This is a genomic window from Sphingomonas canadensis (assembly GCF_026013525.1).
Classification (GTDB): domain Bacteria; phylum Pseudomonadota; class Alphaproteobacteria; order Sphingomonadales; family Sphingomonadaceae; genus Sphingomonas; species Sphingomonas canadensis.
This window is the reverse complement of record NZ_JAPDRA010000003.1, coordinates 327,487-345,851: the sequence shown is the minus strand read 5'-3', so window position 1 is coordinate 345,851 and position 18,365 is coordinate 327,487. Positions and strand designations below refer to the sequence as shown.

Below are 18,365 nucleotides of genomic sequence, written 5' to 3'. Positions count from 1 at the left end.
CGCCGGACCGCCACCGCATCGCAAGGGACCGCGCCTGAATGGGGACGGTGACACCGATCCCCATCGCCCGTTCGGCCCAGGTGGGGTTCGATCGCGCGGAGCTGACCCGGATTCTCGATCTCTACGGCAGGATGGTCGCCGCCGGGCATTGGCGCGACTATGCGGTGCGCTTCGACAATGAGACGGCGGTATTCGCCGCCTTCCGCCGCGCGGCGGAGCGGCCCGAGTACCGGATCGAGAAGCGCCCTTCGTTGCGCAACCGCCAGGGCATGTGGGCGCTGGTGGGCGAAGCCGGCGCGGTGCTGAAGCGCGGGCACGAACTGGCCGGAGTGCTGGCCCCGCTCGAACGGCGGCTGCTGAAGCTGGTGGAGGATTAGAAAACCCCTCCCGCCCCGGGGGCGGAAGGGGTTCTCGACAAGGCGGGCGCGCTGCCTCCCTGACCGCGCGCGCCGCCCCGTTTGACCGGGTTCAGGCCAGCGCGGGCTGCTGCGTCGGCGGCAGGTGATCGCCCAGTCCGCCCAGCACGCCCACCACGCCGCGCCGCATCGGCTGCCAGAAAGCGGAGAGCGTGAGCAGCGCGGAGCCGATCACCAGCGCGGTGAGCGCCGCCGCCAGCTCGACCGCGCCGGTCTTCTCAAACAGCGCATACATGGCGCCCAGCACATAGATCAGCGACGAGACCAGCAGCGCGCGCCGGTCCACCGCCAGCGCCACCGCGGCGAAGCCGATGTAGAGCGCCAGCACCACCAGCGCCATCATCACGCTGATATCCCCGTCGAACACGCCGAGCAGGTTGAACACCGGATGCGCGATCAGCGGCGCGGCGGCGAGATGCAGCCAGAAGGCGACGTCCGACCGGCGGCTGCGGCGCTCCAGGTCGCTCATGTCCCAGCGCATCGCGAAGCCGAACACCAGCACGCCTGCGGCGAGCAGCATCCAGTTTAGCGCCGAATCCGATCCCGGAACGAAGGCCACGATCGCGCCTATCACCACCGAAACCAGCGCCACCGCGCCCACCGCGACCGTGATCGGCACCATGAAGCGGCGCCAATGGATCCAGGTCGCCGCCGCGGTCAGCACGCCGACCGCGATCACCGAAGCGCCCGCCAGCCGCTTCAGCCCCAGTTCGTCGTTGAAGGCGATGCCGAGCTGTTCGGCCAGCCACGGCGCGTTGGCACCGAATACGGCGGCCAGCCCGGTGAATATGCCGCCCGCGAAGCCGAGCAGCAGCAGGATGCTGGGCAGCGCCATCCGCCGCTTGGCGGTGAAATATTCGGCGAGAAGCCAGCTCGTGATCGCCACCGCGAAGCTGCCGCAGGCCGCGGCGGTGCCCACGCTGCGCGGCCCTTCGTCATGCTCCAGCCCGGTGACCGTGGCGCCGATGTAGAAGCCGATCCAGCCCACCGCGACCAGGATCAGTGCCGCCGCGATCGCGACGAAGATGTCGTTGAAGCCGGTGAGCAGCCGGAAATGTTCCTCGTCCACCGCCGGGGCAGACCGGCTGGCGGCGATATGGTTGCGGAACGCTTCGGCGGCCTCGGGGGTCAGCACCCCCGCCTCCACCGCGCCCGCGAGATCGCTTTCGCTATACATGGGGCAATCCTCCTTCGTTACGGAGGCGTCTACCACAGGTGTATTAGTGATACAATACGGCGGGGCGCAACGGCGCCCGCCGCGCCTAGCCCTGCAGCTTGCCCATGATCAGCATACTCTGCTCGGCGCCCGACTGGGGCACGATCTCGCCCGCGCGGTCGACGATCCCGCTCCATTGCGCGGCGACGCTTTCGGGGGTCAGCTCGGCCAGCTTCACGCCGGGCGTGAGCGTGACGAAGGCGGCCTGGGCCACGCCGCCGCCCGCGCCGACGATGGCGTTGTTCGGCGCATCCTCGCTGACCAGATAGAGCGCCACCGGGGCGACGCTTTCGGGCGCGAACAGCTTGAACGCGGCTTCGGGCAGGATGTCCTCGGTCATGCGCGTGCCCGCGATCGGCGCCAGCGCGTTGACTCGGATGCCGTATTTGGCGCCCTCCAGGTGCAGCGTCTTGGCGAGGCCCACCAGGCCCAGCTTGGCCGCGCCGTAATTGGCCTGGCCGAAATTTCCGTACAGGCCGGAGGTGGAGCTGGTCATCAGGATGCGGCCATAGGCCTGCTCGCGCATCGTATCCCACACCGCCTTGCTGGCGTTGGCCGATCCGATCAGATGCACGTTCACCACGAATTCGAAATCGGCCGGCTCCATCTTGACGAAGCTCTTGTCGCGCAGCACGCCGGCGTTGTTGATCAGGATGTCGACGCGGCCCCAGCGCTCCTTGGTGCGGGCCACCATCTCTTCCATCTGGGCATATTCGGTGACGCTGCCGCCGTTGGACATCGCCTCGCCGCCCGCGGCCTCAATCTCGGCCACCACCTGGAGCGCGGCGTCCGAATGGCCGGTGCCGTCGCGCGCGCCGCCCAGATCGTTGACCACCACCTTGGCCCCGCGCGCGGCCAGCGCGAGCGCATAGGCGCGGCCCAGCCCGCCGCCGGCGCCGGTGACGATGGCGACGCGATCCTTGAAGCTGATGGTCATGGCAGGCGCACTCCTGAGATTGGCTGCGCCTGCCCTACCGCGCTTTACGCGCCCGTCAACTCAGCCGCCGCGCTGGCGGCAATTGTCGTACTGGCCGCGCTTGCAAACCGGATATTCGGGCAGCGGCGGCGGGGGCGGAAAGGCCTGGTCCGGCGTCAGCGGATTGGGGACGAACACGATCCGCGCACCGGGCACGGGCGGCGCGCTGAACAGCGGCGCACTGGGCTGATAGCCGCCCTTCGGATCGTCGGCGGCCGGGGCTTCTTCGCCCTGCGCGGGCGCGGGGACCGGCGCGGTCTGGGCGGCGGCGGGCGCGGCGACGACGATCGCGGCGGCGAGGAACAGCAGCTTCATCGGGATTCTCCTGGCATTGCTACGGGCACCCGGAATGCCCGCCCCGCCAACGCACGGCCGATCCCGCGGGTTGCAGCGGCGCCGCCCCCTACGCCGCTACGGCGACGCGCAACGGCGCGGCGGTGCGCGCGCAGACGACCTCCGGCATCACCCCGGGCGCGCATTCGATCAGCGTCAGCGCGCCTTCGCCCTTGTCGCACCGGATCACGCCCAGATCGGTGACGATCAGGTCCACCACCCCGGCGCCGGTCAGCGGCAGCGTGCATTCGGGCAGGATCTTGGGCGATCCGTCGCGCGTGACATGATCCATCACAACGATCACGCGCCGCACGCCCGCCACCAGGTCCATCGCGCCGCCCATGCCCTTCACCATCTTGCCCGGCACGGTCCAGTTGGCCAGATCGCCGCGCGCCGAAACCTGCATCGCGCCCAGGATCGCCGCGTCGATATGCCCGCCGCGGATCATCGCGAAGCTTTCCGCCGAGGAGAAGAAGCTGGAGGTGGGGAGCTGGGTGATCGTCTCCTTCCCCGCGTTGATCAGGTCCGGGTCCAGCTCGTCCTCATAGGGATAGGGACCCATGCCGAGCATGCCGTTCTCCGACTGGAGCGTCACGCGCACGCCCGCCGGGATATGATTGGCCACCAGCGTGGGGATGCCGATGCCCAGGTTGACGTAATAGCCGTCGCGCAGCTCCTGCGCCGCGCGCGCCGCCATCTGATCGCGGGTCCAGGCCATCAGGCGGCCTCCACCGGGCGCTGGCGGACGGTGCGCTTCTCCACCCGGCGGGCATAGCCGCTGCCCAGCACGATGCGATCGACATAGATGCCGGGCGTGTGGACCTGATCGGGGTCGATCGCGCCCGCGGGCACCAGCTCCTCCACCTCCACGACGGTCACCTCCGCGGCGGTGGCCATCACCGGGTTGAAGTTGCGCGCGGTCTTGCGGAACAACAGGTTGCCCTCCGGGTCCGCCTTCCACGCCTTCACGATCGCCAGGTCGGCGCGCAGCCAGCGCTCCATCACATAATCGCGCCCGTCGAAATTCTGCACCGGCTTGCCCTCGGCCACCACCGTGCCCACGCCAGTGGCGGTGAAGAAGGCCGGGATGCCCGCCCCGCCCGCGCGGATGCGCTCCGCCAGCGTGCCCTGGGGGTTCAGCTCCAGCTCCAGCCTGCCCTCCAGATAGAGTTGCTCGAACAGCTTGTTCTCGCCGACATAGGAGCTGATCATCTTGGCGATCTGGCCGTTGTTCAGCAGCGTCCACAGCCCGAAACCGTCTGCGCCGCAATTGTTCGAGATCACCGTCAGCCCGCGCACGCCGCTGGCGTGGATCGCGGGGATCAGCATCTCCGGATTGCCGACCAGCCCGAAGCCGCCGGACATGATCGTCATGCCGTCGAACAACAGCCCGTCGAGCGCGGCGGCGGCGGAGGGATAGACCTTGCCCGCCATCGTCACTCCCCCGCCTTGCGGCGATAGTCGAGCGGCGGGCTGCGGTCGCCCACCAGCGGCTGATAGGCGAAGCCGGGGCCGCGCCGCCGGTCGAACTCAGCGCGCGCCGCCTTCACCTTGGCCGGATCGCGCATCAGATCGGCTGCGGTCAGCACCAGCGTCTTGGCGGCGACCACCGCCCCCTTCTCCCCGAACGGCGATCCCGCCGAGGCCACCGCCTGCCAGCTATGCGCAGACGTGCCTGCCGGATAGGTGGCGACGCGGATGCCCACGGTCGGCACCACCCAGCTCACATCGCCGACGTCGGTCGATCCCGCGCCGCGCTCGCCCAGCGAATAGGGCTGCACCCCCTGCCCCTCCTCGATCGGGCGGGGTTCGGCCAGGCTCTTGCTCAGCTTGTCGGCAAAGGCACGGTCGGTATCGTCCCAGCGCGGCGGCCCCGCCTCGCGCAGGTTGGCGTCGGCCAGCCGGCCCAGCACGTCGTTGGGCAGCAGGCCGAACACGCCGTTGATCAGCTCGAACTCGACACTGGTCTCGGTCGCCATGGCGGCGCCGTCCGCCGCCTTGCGCACCCGCCCCAGCACCTGGCGGACGATCGCCGGGTCCCAGTCGCGGACGTAATAATAGCTCTCGGCGAAATCGGGCACGACATTGGGCGCGCTGCCGCCGGAGGTGATGATGTTGTGGATGCGCACCGTCTCCGGCACATGCTCGCGCATCGCGTTGACGGCGACGTCCATCACCTCCACCCCGTCGAGCGCCGAACGGCCCAGGTCCGGGTGACTGGCGGCATGAGCGGAGACGCCATGGAAGCGGAACTTGCCGCTGACATTCGCCATCGCCAGGCTCTGCGCGGCGCTGCTGCTGTCGCCCGGATGCCAGTGGAGCACCGCATCGACATCGTCGAACAGCCCGGCGCGCGCCATATAGACCTTGGCGCCGCCGCCCTCCTCGGCCGGGGTGCCATAGACGCGGATCTCGCCCTCCACGCCGTTCGCGTCCATCCAGCCCTTGAGCGCGATCGCCGCGCCCACCGAAGCGGCGCCGAACAGATTGTGCCCGCAGCCATGGCCCGCCGCCTGCCCCGCGATCGGGCTGCGCTCCGGCACCGCCTTCTGCGCCAGGCCGGGGAGCGCGTCGAACTCCGCCAGGATGCCGATCACCGATCCGCCCTTGCCGCGGCGATAGGAGGCGACGAAGGCCGTGGGCATCCCCGCCACGCCAGCCGTGACGCTGAAGCCAGCCTTGCGCAGCTCCTGCTGGAGCAGCGCGGTGCTCTTCGTCTCCTGATAGCCCTGTTCGGCAAAGCCCCAGATCGCGCGCGACATGCCGGCGATCTGCGCCGCGCGGCCGTCCACCGCGGCCAGGAGCTGGGCGTGATCCGAAAGCTGGGCACGGGCGGGCATCGCCGTGCCCGCCAGCACCAGGGCGGCGGCGGCGAGCAGCGGCAGGCTTCTACGCTTCATTGCTGGACTCCTTGGAACCGGCCACGGCCTCGTTCCGCGCGACGGCGGTGGCCACGGCAAGATTGGCGGTAACGTTGGGAACGGTGCGGATCATGTCGAGCAACCGGTCGAACGGCAGGATGAAGGCCACCACCGCCGCCGTCTGCGCCTCGCCGATACCGATCAGCGAGAGCACGCCCGAAAGCATGAACAGCGATGCCGACGGCACCCCCGCCGCGCCTAGCGACAGCAGCACCGATCCCAGCACCAGCACCAGATAGTCGATCGCCGAAAGCTCGACGCCGAACGCCTGGGCGGAGAACATGCAGAGCAACCCGACATAGACGCCCGTGCCGTCGCGCGCGATGCTGGCGCCGAGCGGGATCACGGCGCTGACCAGCGGCCCGGACAGCCCGAGCCGCTCCTGCGCCACCCGCAGGCTGACCGGCAGCGTCGCCGCGCTGGAGGTGGTGGAGAAGGCGACCAGCACCGCCTCCAGGATGTCGCGGAAGAAGCGCCCCGCGCCCATCCGCCCCAGCAGGCGCACCACCAGCCCCTGCACCACCAGGATCTGGAACAGCACCCCCGCCGCCAGCCCGATCGCGAGCAGCGACAGATTGGCGAACACCGCAAGCCCGTGGTTGCCGATCGCGTTGGCGACCAGCGCCAGCGCCCCGAGCGGCGCCAGCTCCATGAACAGCCGCACCGCGCGCAGGATCGCCTGCCCCGCCGCATCCGCCATCGCCGCCACAGGGCGGGCCGCCTCGCCCGCCAGCAGAACGCCGGTGCCCAGCGCCATAGCGAAGACGATCACCGGCAGCGTCTCGCCGCCGGCCAGCGCCTGGAAGACGTTGACCGGGACGATCGCCAGCATCTGCTCGCCGATGCCGCGCGCGGCCTTGGCGGGCTCCGCTGCGGCGGCGATCGCCATCCCCGCGCCGGGCCGGAGCAGCGTGCCCAGCGCCAGCCCGACGCAGATCGCCAGCGTCGTCATGCCCACCAGCAACAGGACGGTTCGCGCGCCCACCCGGCCCAGCCGCGCGGGATCGCCCATCGCCGCCACCCCGCCGACGATCATCGCCAGCACAAGCGGCAACACCATCATGCGGATCAGCCGGATCCACAGGTCGCCGATCCAGGCGATGGCCCTGGCCTGCTCACCCAGCAGCAGCCCCAGCGCCACGCCCAGGACGAGCGCGCCCAGGATGCGCTGCCACAGCGGGATCGCGAACCACCCGCGCAACGCGCCGCTCATGGCTTGGTCCAGCGATCGAGCCAGGCGTCCACCACCTCATACCAGCGGATCGAAGCCTCGGCGCCGCTGATGATGTGGTTCTCGTTGGGCATATAGAGCAGCTCGCTGGGGATGCCGCGCTGCTGCGCGATGGCGAAGGCCGCCAGCCCCTGATCGAACGGCACGCGATAATCGCGCCCGCCATGGGTGATCAGCAGCGGCTTCTTCCACTTGTCCACGTGGCGCATCGCGTTGAATTCCTCGATGCCTTCGGGGTTGTCCCAGGGCGTGCCGCCCATCTGGCGATCGGCGTGCCACAGGATGTCGCTGCTGTACGAGCGCGAGTCGAGCGTCCCGGCATGCGCGATCAGGCATTTCCACGGATCGTTCCACACGCCCGCGATCCAGAAGATCATATAGCCGCCGAACGAGCTGCCCATCGCGCAGCCGCGATCGCCGTCCAGGAACGGGTTCTGCGCCAGCGCGGCCGCCCAGCCCTTCTGCAAATCCTCCAGCGCGCGGTCGCCGCGATGGCGCAGCACATCATGCGCGAATTTCTGGCCGAAACCGGTCGATCCGTGGAAGTTGACCATCACGGTCGCATAGCCGTGCGCCGCCCACACCTGGGGATTGCGGCCATAGAGCCATTCGTTCTGATAGACGCCGTGCGGCCCGCCGTGGATCAGGAACAGCACCGGATATTTCTTGTCCGGCTCGCGGTTCAGCGGTTCGGTGACGAAGGCCTGCACGGGATCGCCGTTCCACCCGGCGAAGGTGATCGAGCGGGTGGGCGCCATCGGCACGCCGGCAAGCTGGTCCGCCGCCACCCGGGTAACCTGGGTCAGCTTGCCCCCGGCGGTGCTGGCGGCGAAGAGCTGGGGCGGCATGTCGAACCGGCTGATGGTGAGCAGCAGCCCGCGCTTGGAGACCTCCAGCCCCGATACGCCGCCCGCCACCGGCAGCCGCCGCGCCTTGCCCGACAGTGGATAGGCATGAATCTGCTGGGTGCCGCCATCGTCGCTGAGCGAAAGCAGGCTCTTGCCGTCGTAGGACCAGGCGATGCTGTTGGGCCAGCCGTCGAAGCCCGTGCCCAGCTCGCGCACCTCTCCGCTCGCCAGCGTGCGCACGCGCACCGCCGCGCTGTCGCCGTCCGATCCGGCGCCGGCCTTGTCGAGATAGGCGAGCAGATTGCCGTCGGGCGAGAAGACGGGGTTGAAGTGCGATCCGGGCAGGTCCGCGCCGATCTCGCGCGGGGCCGCGGTGGCGTTCAGCGAAACCTCGAACAGCCGGTGGATCGCGGTGACGTTCGCCGAAATGCCCGATCGCCGCGCGGCGAACACCAGGGTCGCGCCATCGGGCGAGATGGCGAAGGACCGCGCCGTGCCGGAGGGACGCGCGGGCACGTCGCTCTCGAACCCGGGCATCAGCGCCACCGGGGCCTTGCCGCCTGCAAGATCGAGCTTGAACAGGCTGTTGTAGCGCCCGTCGCCATAGGCGTCGAAGAAACGGACGTTGAGCTTCGTGTACAGCGTCGTCGCCTGCGGCTTGGCGGCGCGCTCCACGGTGCAGGCCAGCGTGGGGCAATCGGGGTAGACGCGCAGCGAAGCGACCGCGAAGCCGCCATCGGGCGCGATCTGGAAATAGCCGATGTCGATGGGGCTGGCGGTGAGCTTCACCGGCGCCGATCCGTCCGTGCCCGCGCGCCAGATCTGGTTGATCCCCGCCGCGTCCGGCCCGCGGAAATAGAGGCTGCGGCCGTCCGCCGACCAGACCGGCATGTCCTGCCGCGCCGGGCCGCCCGCGATCGCGACATGCGGCGCGTCGGGCTTCGCCAGGTCGGCGATCAGGATGTGCGTCGCGGTCTTCGCCAGATCGGCGGAAATGGTGCGCACCACATAGGCCGCGCGCGTGCCGTCGGGCGAAACGGCGGCGTCGGTCAGCCGGTCCATCCGCGTCAGCAGATCGGGGGTCATCACCTTGGGCGGCTGCGCCATGGCCGGGGCCGCCAGGGCAAGCAGCGCCGACAGGAACAGCGAAATCGGGCGAAGGACGGGCATCAGGGCACCTCCAGGGCGGGAACATCTTGGCGCGCGGGCGCCGGTTCGGGAAAATGGCAGGCGGCGGCACGGCCGCCATCGAGCGGAACGAGTTGCGGCTCCTCCACTGCGCAGCGATCCTGCGCGCGGGGGCAGCGGGTGCGGAAGCGGCAGCCGCTGGGCGGCGCGGCGGGATCCGGCGGCTCGCCCGTCAACAGCACGGCCGGGTCGAGCGGCGCATCGATGCGCGGGGCGGCGGCCAGCAGCCCGCGCGTATAGGGGTGGCGCGGCGCACCCAGCACCGCCTCCGCCGTGCCGATCTCGGCGATGCGGCCCAGGTACATCACCGCCACCCGGTCCGCGATACGCTCGACGATCGCCAGATCATGGCTGATGAAGAGCATCGCCAGCCCCAGCTCCGCGCGCAGATCGGCAAGCAGGTTGACGATCTGGGCCTTCACCGAAACGTCGAGCGCGGAAACGGCCTCGTCGCAGACGATCAGCTCGGGCTGCACCGCCAGCGCGCGGGCGATGCCGATGCGCTGGCGCTGGCCGCCGGAGAATTCATGCGGCCGCCGCTCCGCCGCCGATCGCGGCATCCGCACCATGTCGAGCAGCTCCAGCACGCGCGGCATCGCATCGCCGGTGCCGCGCGCCAGCCCCAGGCTGACCAGCGGCTCGGCCAGGATATCGGCCACGCGCATGCGCGGGTCCAGGCTGCCATAGGGGTCCTGGAACACCATCTGGATGCGCTTGCGATAGGGGCGGAAGGCGCCCGCTCCCAGCCGGTCCACCCGCTCGCCGCCAAAGCGGATGCTGCCGCCGTCGGGCGATTCCAGCCGCAGCAGGCACCGGCCGATAGTGGATTTGCCGCAGCCTGATTCGCCGACCAGCGCCAGCACCTCGCCCGGCGCGATCGCGAAGGACACACCCGCCACCGCCTGGAGCACGCGGCCCCGGCGCAGGCGATAGCGCTTCTCCAGCCCCTCGACCTCCAGCAGCGCGCTCATGCCGCCGCCTCCGTGCGGAAGTGGCAGGCGATGCCTGTCGCGGGCGGCGGCGTGGCGCAGACCTCCGCCGCCATCGGGCAGCGCGGGGCGAAGTTGCACCCCGGCCCGCGCTCGGCGAGCGAAGGCGCGGCGCCCGGGATTTCCGCCAGCCGCGCCTCGCGCCCGCCCCCCAGCCGCGGGATCGCCGCGATCAGCCCGGCCGAATAGGGATGGCCTGGCCGATCGAACAGCGCGGCGGCGGCGGCCTCCTCCACCTTGCGCCCGGCGTACATCACGGCCACCCGCCCCGCCATCTGCCGCACCAGCGCCAGATCGTGACTGATCAGCAGGATCGCGATGCCGGTGTCGCGCTGGAGCGATTGCAGCAGCGCCACGATCTGCGCCTGCACCGTCACGTCCAGCGCGGTGGTGGGCTCATCCGCGATGATCAGGCGCGGGCGGCCCGCCAGCGCGATCGCGATCATCACCCGCTGGCGCATGCCCCCCGAAAGCTGGTGGGGGAACTCGTCCAGCCGGCTTTCCGGCGCGGTGATCCCCACCGACGCAAGCAGCTCCGCCGCCCGCCCGCGCGCGGCGGCGCGGCTGGCGCGCTCGACACGGGGCAGCGCCTCGATAAGCTGGCGGCCGATGGTCAGCACCGGGTTCAGGCTGGTCATCGGCTCCTGGAACACCATGGCGATGCCCGATCCGCGCCGCCGCCGCAGCTCGGCCGGGGGCATGGCGATCAGGTCCTCGCCCTCGAACAGCGCCTGCCCGCTCACGCGCGCGGTGGCGGGCAGCAGCCCCATCACCGCCATCGACGCGACCGATTTGCCGCTGCCCGATTCGCCGACCAGCGCCAGCGTCTCGCCCGGCGCCACCGCCAGATCGAGCCCCTCGACTGCCGCCAGCGGGCCGCTCCGCGACGCGAATTCCACGCGCAGGCCGCGCACGTCGAGCAGCGCCATCAGCCCGCCCCCCCGCCGCGCGGATCGAGCCGGTCGCGAAGACCATCGCCGAGCAGGTTGACGCCCAGCACGGTCAGGCACAGCAGGATCGCGGGGAAGACCAGGATGTGCGGCTTCACCTGCCACAGGCTGCGGCCCTCGGCCATGATGTTGCCCCAGGTGGGCGTGGTCGGCGGGATGCCCGCGCCGACGAACGAGAGCACCGCCTCCAGCATGATCGCCGACGCGCCGATGAAGGTCGCCTGGACGAACATGGCGGCGGCGATGTTGGGCAGGATGTGGCGGATCAGGATCGCGGGGGTGCGCGCGCCGCTGGTGATCGCGGCCTGGACATAGAGCTGGCCGCGCACCGTCTGCACGCTCGCCCGCGCCAGCCGCACGACGCGCGGCAGCTCGGCCAGCGCGATCGCCAGGATCACGTTGAACACCGATCCGCGCATCACCGCCACCATCGCCACCGCCAGCAGCACCGGCGGGATCGACATCAGCCCGTCCACCATCCGCATCAGCACGCCGTCCAGCGGGCGGACATAGCCGGCGATCACGCCCACCAGCGTTCCCGCCAGCGTCGCCGCCGCCGCCACGCCCAGCCCCACCATCAGCGAAACCCGCGCGCCGTAGAGCACCCGCGCGAACAGGTCGCGCCCCAGCAGGTCGGTGCCGAAGGGACGCGCCAGGCTGGGCGGCAGCGCGCGTTCGTGCGGCAGGATCAGCGCCGGATCGCGCCCGCCCGCGATCAGCGGCGCCAGCAGCGCGACGAGCAGGATCAGCAGCAGGATCGCGATCCCCGCCTCAAGCTGGGTCGGACGGCGCAGCGCAACGCGCGGCAGGGCCGGGCCGCTCATTGCCGCACCCGCGGATCGATCGCGGCGCAGAGCAGGTCCACGCCCAGGTTCACCGCCACGAAGATGAAGGCCAGGAACAGCGTCACGCCCTGGATCACCGGATAGTCGCGGCGCAGCACCGCATCGACGGTCAGCCGCCCCAGGCCCGGGATGCCGAACACCGTCTCGGTCACCACCGCGCCGCCCAGCAGCACGGCCGCGCCCATGCCCATCACCGTCAGGATCGGCGCGGCGGCGTTGCTCAGGCCGTGGACGATCACCACCCGCGCCTCGCCCAGCCCCTTGGCGCGCGCGGTGCGGACATGATCCTGCGCCAGCACGTCCAGCATCGTCGCGCGGGTGATGCGCGCGATCAGCGCGGCATAGGCCCCGGCGAGCGATGCCGCGGGAAGCAGGATGGTGCGCAGGAAGCCGCCGAAATCCGCGAACGGCGAGACGAAGCCCTGCACCGCGAACCAGCCGAGGCGATAGGCGAAGATGTAGGACAGCAGATAGCCCGTGACGAACACCGGCACCGAAAAGCCCAGCACGCCGCCCACCATCACCGCGCGATCCGCAGCGCCGCCGGGGCGATAGGCCGCCAGCGCGCCCATCGGAACGCCGATGCCGGAGGCGATCAGCAGCGCGACGATCATCAGGCTGAAGGTCGCCAGCACGCGCTGGCCGATCAGCGTCGCGACAGGGATGCCGGTGAAGACGGAGGTGCCCAGATCGCCGTGCAGGATGCGCCACAGCCATTCGACGAAGCGCGTCAGGAAAGGCCGGTCGAGGCCCAGCGCGGCGCGCAGCTTCTCGATATCCGCGGGCGATGCCGCGTCGCCCGCCATCAGCGCCGCCGGATCGCCGGGCGCCAGATAGAGCAGCGCGAAGACGAACAGCGCGACGCAAAAGGCCACCGGAACCGATGCCGCCACGCGGCGGAGCGCATAGCCGAGCATCAGGCGCCTCCCCCGCCGCCCAGCGGATAGAGGTGCCCCGGCGCGCGTTCGAACGGGAAGGCGGCGATATCCAGCGCCGCCGGCCCCGGCGCGTCGCAGGCCAGGATGGCGCCGAAACGCCCGGCATAGGCGGCGCGGAAATGGTTCTTCGCCTTGATGCCCACCAGCGGGAAATCCGCCTGGCCGATCCCCAGCGCGGTCAGCAGCCCCGGATCGTGCGGCGACGCGGCGCGGGTGGCGAGCACGACATGGATTCCGCCGCCCGCGCCATCCAGCCGGATCAGCGCCAGCCGCCCGAAATCGATGCCGGGGCCGCAGATCAGCGGCGGGCGCGCGGCGAATGCGCCGGGCGCGAGCGCCACCACGGTGGCGGCAAAGGGCACCGCCGCGCCGAAGCGATCGCTCAGCCGCGCGCCCAGCGTGCCTTCCAGCCGCCCGCCCGCGCCCGCCGCCTCGGCCCAGCCGACCAGTTCCGGATCGCAGAAATAGATCATCAGGCTGGGAACCGGGGGCGCGGCATCGATCAGCGCGCGGAGCAGCCCCGGCGTATCAGCGATGCCGCCCGACAGCGGATTATCCCCGGCGTCCACCACCGCCACCGGCCCTTCGCCGCGCGCGATCACCGCCAGCGCCCGCGCCACCGCCTCGGCGGGGCCGGGCAGCGGCTCGAAAAAGGCGTCGCGCCGCGCGTCGATGGCGTCGCGCAGATGCCCGGCGGCGCGGACCGCGGCGTCGCGGTCGCGATCGGCGAACACCATCGCCGCCGCGCCCGCCGCCGCCGTATCGGCATAGGAGAAACCGCCGAAGGGCACCGCCTCCAGCACCGGCCCCGTCACCAGCGACGCGGCGATCGCCTCGATCTCTGCCATCGGCCCGGCGTCGGTGCGCATGTTGATCGAAGGCAGGATCGCGCCCGCCTTGGCGATGGCGCCAACCGGCCGGATCGCGCCCACCAGCGTCCGGTCCAGCGCGTCGAGCACACGCAGCGCGGTGTCGCGCTGGTCCACATGCGGATGCGTCTTGTAGGCGCTGGCGAAATCCACCAGCCACGCGATCGAGGGATCGAGATTGGCATGGAGATCGAAGGAGACCCCCAGCGGCACCTCCGGCCCGATCGCCTCGCGGACGCGCGCGATCAGCTCCAGGTCGGCCAGGTCGCGGCCCTCGACCATCATCGCGCCGTGCAGCGCCAGATAGACCGCATCGAAGCGCCCGCCAGCCAGTCCCTCGACGATCTCCGCGCGGATCGCATCGAACACTCCGGGGGCCAGCGGCCCGCCGGGCGTCGCCTGGGCCACGCGCAGGAACTCCGCGTCCCAGTCGGGCCGCGCGGCCAGGAAGGCCAGCACGCCGCCCATCTCGCTCTCGGTCCCGGCGAAGCGCAGCCGCGCCTCCGGCCCCGCGCACCAGACGGCGGCTTGGAAATCCGCCAGCGTGGTGGGCACCGGCGAGAAGCTGTTGCCCTCGTGAGAGAGCATGGCGACGGCGAGCCTAGGCATTGCCCGCGCGCTCCACGTTCCAGAACAGCGGCAGGCCATGGAGCAGCCCGCTCAGCGAGCGGCTGCAGGCAGTGGGCATGTGAAACTGGCCGAGCGGGATATAGGGCACGTCCTCCAGCGCCTGGAGCTGGATCTGTTCGGCGATGCGCTTCTGCGCCGCCGGATCGGCCTCGCGCATCCACTGCGCGCGCAGCGCCTCCAGCCGCGGCGCGGTGGGCCAGCCGAACCACGCCTTCTCGCCGTTGCCGCGCAGCGACATATGACCGGCGGGATTGAGCAGATCGAGCCCGGTCCAATGGGTGAAGAACACATTCCACCCGCCCTCCGACGGGCGCACCCGCCGCGCGCGCCGCTGGATCACGGCGTTCCAGTCCATCACCTGGTAATCGACGTTGAAGCCGCAGCGGCGCAGCAGGTCCGCCCCCACCTCGGCCAGCGCGCGCAGGATCGGCGGGTCGGTGGTGCCCATCACCACCACCGGCCCGCCGTCATAGCCCGCCGCGCGGATCTCGGCGCGGGCGCGGTCGAAATCCGGCTCGCCCTGCCACAGATCCAGCCCCGCCGATGTGGCGAGCGGCGTATCGGGCGGAAACACGCCCACTCCCGAACGCCGCGCCTCGCGTGCGAAGCCCGCGGCAGCCATGAAACCGTCCTGCCGAACCACGCGCAGCACGGCGCGGCGGATCGCCGGATTGTCGAACGGCGGCCACAGATGGTTGGGCCGCAGGATCGCCACCGCGCCCGTCGGATCGATCTCCGGCAGCGCCAGCGCGGGATCGCCGGCGATCAGCGGCAGCAGATCGATCGAAGGCACCTCCAGCCAGTCGATCTCGCGGTTGCGCAGCGCGATCGATGCAGTGGCGGGATCGGGGATCACCGTCCATTCGACGCGATCGAACCGCGCATGCTTGGGGCCGGAGGTCCATTCCGCCCGCCCCGCCGCGCGCGGCACATAGCCGTCGAACCGGGCATAGGCGGCGCGCGCGCCCACGATCCGCTCGCCGTCCAGGAAGCGATAGGGGCCGCTGCCGACCATCTCGGACACCTGAACGAAGGGGCTGGTCCGCGCGTGCCGCTCGGGCATGATGAAGGGCACGTTGACGCCCAGCTTGCCCAGCGCATCGGGCAGCAGCGGGAACGGCTCCTTCAGCCGGAACACCAGATCGCGGTCGCCCTGCGCCGTCACCGCGTCCGCCGCGGCGAACAGCGCCTGGCCCATGGCGTCGCGATGGCTCCAGCGTTCCAGGCTGGCCACGCAATCGCGCGCGCGCACCGGCTCGCCGTCGTGGAAGCGCAGGCCGGGCCGCAGCCGCATCGTCCAGCGCAGCCCATCGGCGTCGCGTTCGAAGCCCTCGATCATCTGCGGCTGCGGGCGGAAGGCGGCGTCTATGCCGAACAGCGTATCATAGACCATATAGCCGTGGGTCCGGGTGACGCTGGCGGTGGTCCAGATGGGGTCGAGCGAGGCGAGATCGGCCTGGGGCACGAAGCGCAGCACGCGCCCGTCCAGCCGGGGGGCACAGCCCGGCAGGGCCATCGCGCCTGCCAGCGCCGCGGCCCCGCCGATCATGCCCCGCCGGGTCAGCATGGCGCGGGAAGCTGCACCACCTCGCGGCAGACGCTGTCCACCGCCTCGCCCAGCCGCTCCACGATCCGCGCGATATCGTCCGCCTGGGCGATATAGGGCGGGGCAAGCAGCACGTGATCGCCGTTCACCCCGTCGATCGTGCCCGCGCCGGGATAACAGGCCAGGCCCAGTTCCATCGCGCGCGCCTTGATCCGGTCGGCCACCTTGGCGGCGGGGGCGAACGGCACGCCGCCCGGCCCGTCGATCCCCAGCTCCACCGCCACCAGCAGCCCGCGCCCGCGGATGTCGGCAACGCGCGGGTGCCCGCCGAAGCGATCGCTCAGCGTCCGCATCAGCAGCGATCCCATCGCCCCGACATTGTCGAGCAGGCGATCCTCGGCGATCACCCGCTGCACGGCCAGCGCGGCGGCGCAGGCGAGCGGATGGCCCATATAGGTGAAGCCGTGCATCAGCGATCCGGAGCCGTTGGCGATCGCCTGGGCCACGCGCGCGCCGGCCAGCACCGCGCCGATCGGCTGATATCCGCCGCCCAGCCCCTTGGCGACGATCTGCACGTCGGGCGTCACCGCCTCTTGCTCCCAGGCGTGGGTGGTGCCGGTGCGGCCCATGCCGCACATCACCTCGTCCAGGACGAGCAGCGCGCCGTGGCGATCGCACACGCGGCGGATCGCGGCGAAATAGCCGGCCGGCGCCGCCAGCGCGCCCGCGGTGGCGCCCACCACCGTCTCCGCGCAAAAGGCGGCGACGCGGCCAGGGCCGACGCGCTCGAACTCGGCCTCCAGCTCCGCGGCCAGCCGCGCGACCATCGCCGCATCGTCCTCGCCGGCCAGCCGGCCATGCACCGGATCGGCGGGCGAGACGTGCGAGAAATTGCGCGGCAGCATCGGCGCATAGGCGGCGCGACGCGCGACATTGCCGGAAAGCGCCAGCGCCCCCAGGCTGTTGCCGTGATAGCTCTGCCGCCGCGCGATGAAGTGGACGCGATCGGGCTGGCCGGTCTCCAGATGATATTGCCGCACCAGCTTCAGCGCGGTCTCCATCGCCTCAGATCCGCCCGCGACGAAGCAGGCGGTGGCCAGGTTGCCGGGGGCATGGCCCACCAGCAGATCGGCCAGCTCCTCGGCGGGTTCGGAGGTGAAGAAGCTGTTATGGGCATAGGCCAGCTTGCCCGCCTGGCGGCAGATCGCATCGACGACGCGTGGATGGCCGTGCCCCAGGCACGATACCGCCGCGCCGCCGGAAGCGTCGATCACCTCGCGGCCGTCGCTGTCGGTGATGATGAGCCCGCTGGCCGATACGGCGCGCGGGATCGGCGGGCCTGAGAGCCGCCGGTGAAGGACATGACTGGTCACTAGCCGAGATCCGGATCGAGATAGGCGGTATGCGCGGCGATGCGCGCTTCGGCGGCGCGCAGCCGCTCGCGCCCTTCGGCGCCCGCACGGATATAGAGCGTGCCCGCCAGCGCCTGGATCAGCGCCGTGCAGGCCGAGAGCGAGGGGAAATAGCCGGGCGAATCCGCGTTGAAGAGCAGCGCCACCTCCGCCCCCTGCGCCAGCGGCGAATCCGCGCTGTCCACCACCGCGATCAGCGACGCGCCCGCGGAGATCGCCGCCTGCGCCGTCAGGAAGCCGTCGCGCGAATAGGGCGCGAAGCCGAACAGCACCACCGCGTCGCCCGCCTGGAGCCCGCCCAGTTCAAGGTCCAGCATCCCGCCCGCCGATCCGATGATCGAAACCTCGTTGCGGAACAGCCGGTAGAGATAGTGGAAATGGACCGCGGGCGCGTAGCAGGAACGGTAACCGCTCACGAACACCCGCCCCGCCCGCTCGATCACCGACGCGGCGGCATCCAGCGCGCGGCCGTCCAGCTCGGCGATGTTGTGGATATCGGTGGAGAGCATCCGCCCCGCCAGCGTCCCCTCGCCCGAAGGCAGCAGCGGGCGCGAGGAGAAGGGAGCCTCGCGCGCCGCGGCCAGATCAATCCGCGCATCGGCGATCAGCTCGGCACGCAGCGCTTCCCAGCCGGAATAGCCCAGCGAGCGGGCAAGCCGCGTATAGGTGGTCGGCTGCTCGTCGGTCTGGCGGGCGAGCGCCCGCATCGGCATGCTCGCGGCGTCGAACGGATGCGCGGCCACATAGCGCGCCGCGGCGGCGAGCTTGGGCGGCAGGTTCACCGCGGCCTCGTTCAATCGGTTCACGATGGTTCTCGCACTGGTGCCGGCGGCGGCGTCCGCGCCGGACAGGTTCGATTCCGGGGAAGGCTGCAGGGCCTCTTCCGTGCGTGCGGTCATGCGGAACCTCCCCCCCGGGGCGGCAGACGAACCGGGAACCACGTCACGGGCATCCGCTCGCCTGTGTCGAACAGCAACGCAACATTTGTTGCCGAAGGGGAAATACATGACAACATTTGTTTTTGACCCCGCCGGGCCGGGGAGAAAGCGGCGGATCG

The 18,365-nt window shown here is 71.1% G+C and carries 17 protein-coding genes; 1 reads left to right on the top strand and 16 read right to left on the bottom strand.

All coding sequences use genetic code 11. The annotated features are described in order from the left end of the window. Window positions 1-38: 38 nt before the first annotated feature. Window positions 39-377 (top strand): DUF2794 domain-containing protein, encoded by a 339-nt coding sequence (locus OM513_RS09300; RefSeq protein WP_264943898.1) that lies wholly within the window; start codon window positions 39-41, stop codon window positions 375-377. Window positions 378-468: 91 nt separating this feature from the next. Here OM513_RS09300 and OM513_RS09295 read toward each other — a convergent pair whose 3' ends face one another. The 16 genes from OM513_RS09295 to OM513_RS09220 form a co-directional block, all read right to left on the bottom strand. Then, complete coding sequence (locus OM513_RS09295; RefSeq protein ID WP_264943897.1) at window positions 469-1,593, bottom strand: hypothetical protein; 1,125 nt, start codon at window positions 1,591-1,593, stop codon at window positions 469-471. Window positions 1,594-1,678: 85 nt separating this feature from the next. Continuing rightward, on the bottom strand, window positions 1,679-2,569 hold the full coding sequence (locus OM513_RS09290) for an SDR family NAD(P)-dependent oxidoreductase (RefSeq protein ID WP_264943896.1): 891 nt from the start codon (window positions 2,567-2,569) through the stop codon (window positions 1,679-1,681). Window positions 2,570-2,629: 60 nt separating this feature from the next. Then, window positions 2,630-2,923, bottom strand: a complete 294-nt coding sequence (locus tag OM513_RS09285) for a hypothetical protein (protein ID WP_264943895.1) — start codon at window positions 2,921-2,923, stop codon at window positions 2,630-2,632. An 88-nt stretch (window positions 2,924-3,011) separates the two neighbouring features. Further along, on the bottom strand, window positions 3,012-3,659 hold the full coding sequence (locus OM513_RS09280) for a 3-oxoacid CoA-transferase subunit B (RefSeq protein WP_264943894.1): 648 nt from the start codon (window positions 3,657-3,659) through the stop codon (window positions 3,012-3,014). Then, complete coding sequence (locus OM513_RS09275) at window positions 3,659-4,375, bottom strand: CoA transferase subunit A (protein WP_264943893.1); 717 nt, start codon at window positions 4,373-4,375, stop codon at window positions 3,659-3,661. The genes OM513_RS09280 and OM513_RS09275 overlap by 1 nt, the downstream gene beginning before the upstream one ends. Window positions 4,376-4,377: 2 nt before the next feature. Then, window positions 4,378-5,841 carry an amidohydrolase gene (locus OM513_RS09270; protein ID WP_264943892.1) on the bottom strand — a complete coding sequence of 488 codons (1,464 nt, stop codon included), beginning with the start codon at window positions 5,839-5,841 and terminating at the stop codon, window positions 4,378-4,380. Then, on the bottom strand, window positions 5,831-7,075 hold the full coding sequence (locus tag OM513_RS09265; RefSeq protein WP_264943891.1) for a dicarboxylate/amino acid:cation symporter: 1,245 nt from the start codon (window positions 7,073-7,075) through the stop codon (window positions 5,831-5,833). The genes OM513_RS09270 and OM513_RS09265 overlap by 11 nt, the downstream gene beginning before the upstream one ends. Then, window positions 7,072-9,111, bottom strand: coding sequence for a S9 family peptidase (locus OM513_RS09260; protein ID WP_264943890.1), 2,040 nt, complete (start codon window positions 9,109-9,111; stop codon window positions 7,072-7,074). The genes OM513_RS09265 and OM513_RS09260 overlap by 4 nt, the downstream gene beginning before the upstream one ends. Then, window positions 9,111-10,100, bottom strand: a complete 990-nt coding sequence (locus tag OM513_RS09255) for an ABC transporter ATP-binding protein (protein ID WP_264943889.1) — start codon at window positions 10,098-10,100, stop codon at window positions 9,111-9,113. The genes OM513_RS09260 and OM513_RS09255 overlap by 1 nt, the downstream gene beginning before the upstream one ends. Beyond that, window positions 10,097-11,047, bottom strand: a complete 951-nt coding sequence (locus OM513_RS09250; protein WP_264943888.1) for an ABC transporter ATP-binding protein — start codon at window positions 11,045-11,047, stop codon at window positions 10,097-10,099. Before OM513_RS09250 ends, OM513_RS09255 begins: the two co-directional genes overlap by 4 nt. Next, complete coding sequence (locus OM513_RS09245; RefSeq protein WP_264943887.1) at window positions 11,047-11,892, bottom strand: ABC transporter permease; 846 nt, start codon at window positions 11,890-11,892, stop codon at window positions 11,047-11,049. Before OM513_RS09245 ends, OM513_RS09250 begins: the two co-directional genes overlap by 1 nt. Beyond that, the gene (locus tag OM513_RS09240; RefSeq protein WP_264943886.1) at window positions 11,889-12,830 is read right to left on the bottom strand and encodes an ABC transporter permease; all 942 of its coding nucleotides are present in this window, start codon (window positions 12,828-12,830) and stop codon (window positions 11,889-11,891) included. The genes OM513_RS09245 and OM513_RS09240 overlap by 4 nt, the downstream gene beginning before the upstream one ends. After that, the gene (locus tag OM513_RS09235) at window positions 12,830-14,329 is read right to left on the bottom strand and encodes a M81 family metallopeptidase (RefSeq protein ID WP_264943885.1); all 1,500 of its coding nucleotides are present in this window, start codon (window positions 14,327-14,329) and stop codon (window positions 12,830-12,832) included. Before OM513_RS09235 ends, OM513_RS09240 begins: the two co-directional genes overlap by 1 nt. Next, window positions 14,322-15,917: an ABC transporter substrate-binding protein gene (locus OM513_RS09230; protein WP_264943884.1), complete on the bottom strand. Its 1,596-nt coding sequence runs from the start codon at window positions 15,915-15,917 to the stop codon at window positions 14,322-14,324. Before OM513_RS09230 ends, OM513_RS09235 begins: the two co-directional genes overlap by 8 nt. Then, a complete protein-coding gene (locus OM513_RS09225; RefSeq protein WP_264943883.1) occupies window positions 15,911-17,269 on the bottom strand; it encodes an aspartate aminotransferase family protein in 1,359 nt (452 codons plus the stop codon). The genes OM513_RS09230 and OM513_RS09225 overlap by 7 nt, the downstream gene beginning before the upstream one ends. Next, a complete protein-coding gene (locus tag OM513_RS09220) occupies window positions 17,269-18,207 on the bottom strand; it encodes a MurR/RpiR family transcriptional regulator (RefSeq protein WP_264943882.1) in 939 nt (312 codons plus the stop codon). Before OM513_RS09220 ends, OM513_RS09225 begins: the two co-directional genes overlap by 1 nt. Between the last annotated feature and the right edge of the window lie 158 nt (window positions 18,208-18,365).

What these genes read in the sequence shown, in the direction of transcription:
- OM513_RS09255 (WP_264943889.1), bottom strand. Translation starts at nt 10,100, where the DNA reads ATGAGCGCGCTGCTGGAGGTCGAGGGGCTGGAGAAGCGCTATCGCCTG.
- OM513_RS09275 (WP_264943893.1), bottom strand. Translation starts at nt 4,375, where the DNA reads ATGGCGGGCAAGGTCTATCCCTCCGCCGCCGCCGCGCTCGACGGGCTG.
- OM513_RS09245 (WP_264943887.1), bottom strand. Translation starts at nt 11,892, where the DNA reads ATGAGCGGCCCGGCCCTGCCGCGCGTTGCGCTGCGCCGTCCGACCCAG.
- OM513_RS09260 (WP_264943890.1), bottom strand. Translation starts at nt 9,111, where the DNA reads ATGCCCGTCCTTCGCCCGATTTCGCTGTTCCTGTCGGCGCTGCTTGCC.
- OM513_RS09230 (WP_264943884.1), bottom strand. Translation starts at nt 15,917, where the DNA reads ATGCTGACCCGGCGGGGCATGATCGGCGGGGCCGCGGCGCTGGCAGGC.
- OM513_RS09285 (WP_264943895.1), bottom strand. Translation starts at nt 2,923, where the DNA reads ATGAAGCTGCTGTTCCTCGCCGCCGCGATCGTCGTCGCCGCGCCCGCC.
- OM513_RS09220 (WP_264943882.1), bottom strand. Translation starts at nt 18,207, where the DNA reads ATGACCGCACGCACGGAAGAGGCCCTGCAGCCTTCCCCGGAATCGAAC.
- OM513_RS09250 (WP_264943888.1), bottom strand. Translation starts at nt 11,047, where the DNA reads ATGGCGCTGCTCGACGTGCGCGGCCTGCGCGTGGAATTCGCGTCGCGG.
- OM513_RS09290 (WP_264943896.1), bottom strand. Translation starts at nt 2,569, where the DNA reads ATGACCATCAGCTTCAAGGATCGCGTCGCCATCGTCACCGGCGCCGGC.
- OM513_RS09295 (WP_264943897.1), bottom strand. Translation starts at nt 1,593, where the DNA reads ATGTATAGCGAAAGCGATCTCGCGGGCGCGGTGGAGGCGGGGGTGCTG.
- OM513_RS09235 (WP_264943885.1), bottom strand. Translation starts at nt 14,329, where the DNA reads ATGCCTAGGCTCGCCGTCGCCATGCTCTCTCACGAGGGCAACAGCTTC.
- OM513_RS09300 (WP_264943898.1), top strand. Translation starts at nt 39, where the DNA reads ATGGGGACGGTGACACCGATCCCCATCGCCCGTTCGGCCCAGGTGGGG.
- OM513_RS09270 (WP_264943892.1), bottom strand. Translation starts at nt 5,841, where the DNA reads ATGAAGCGTAGAAGCCTGCCGCTGCTCGCCGCCGCCGCCCTGGTGCTG.
- OM513_RS09280 (WP_264943894.1), bottom strand. Translation starts at nt 3,659, where the DNA reads ATGGCCTGGACCCGCGATCAGATGGCGGCGCGCGCGGCGCAGGAGCTG.
- OM513_RS09240 (WP_264943886.1), bottom strand. Translation starts at nt 12,830, where the DNA reads ATGCTCGGCTATGCGCTCCGCCGCGTGGCGGCATCGGTTCCGGTGGCC.
- OM513_RS09265 (WP_264943891.1), bottom strand. Translation starts at nt 7,075, where the DNA reads ATGAGCGGCGCGTTGCGCGGGTGGTTCGCGATCCCGCTGTGGCAGCGC.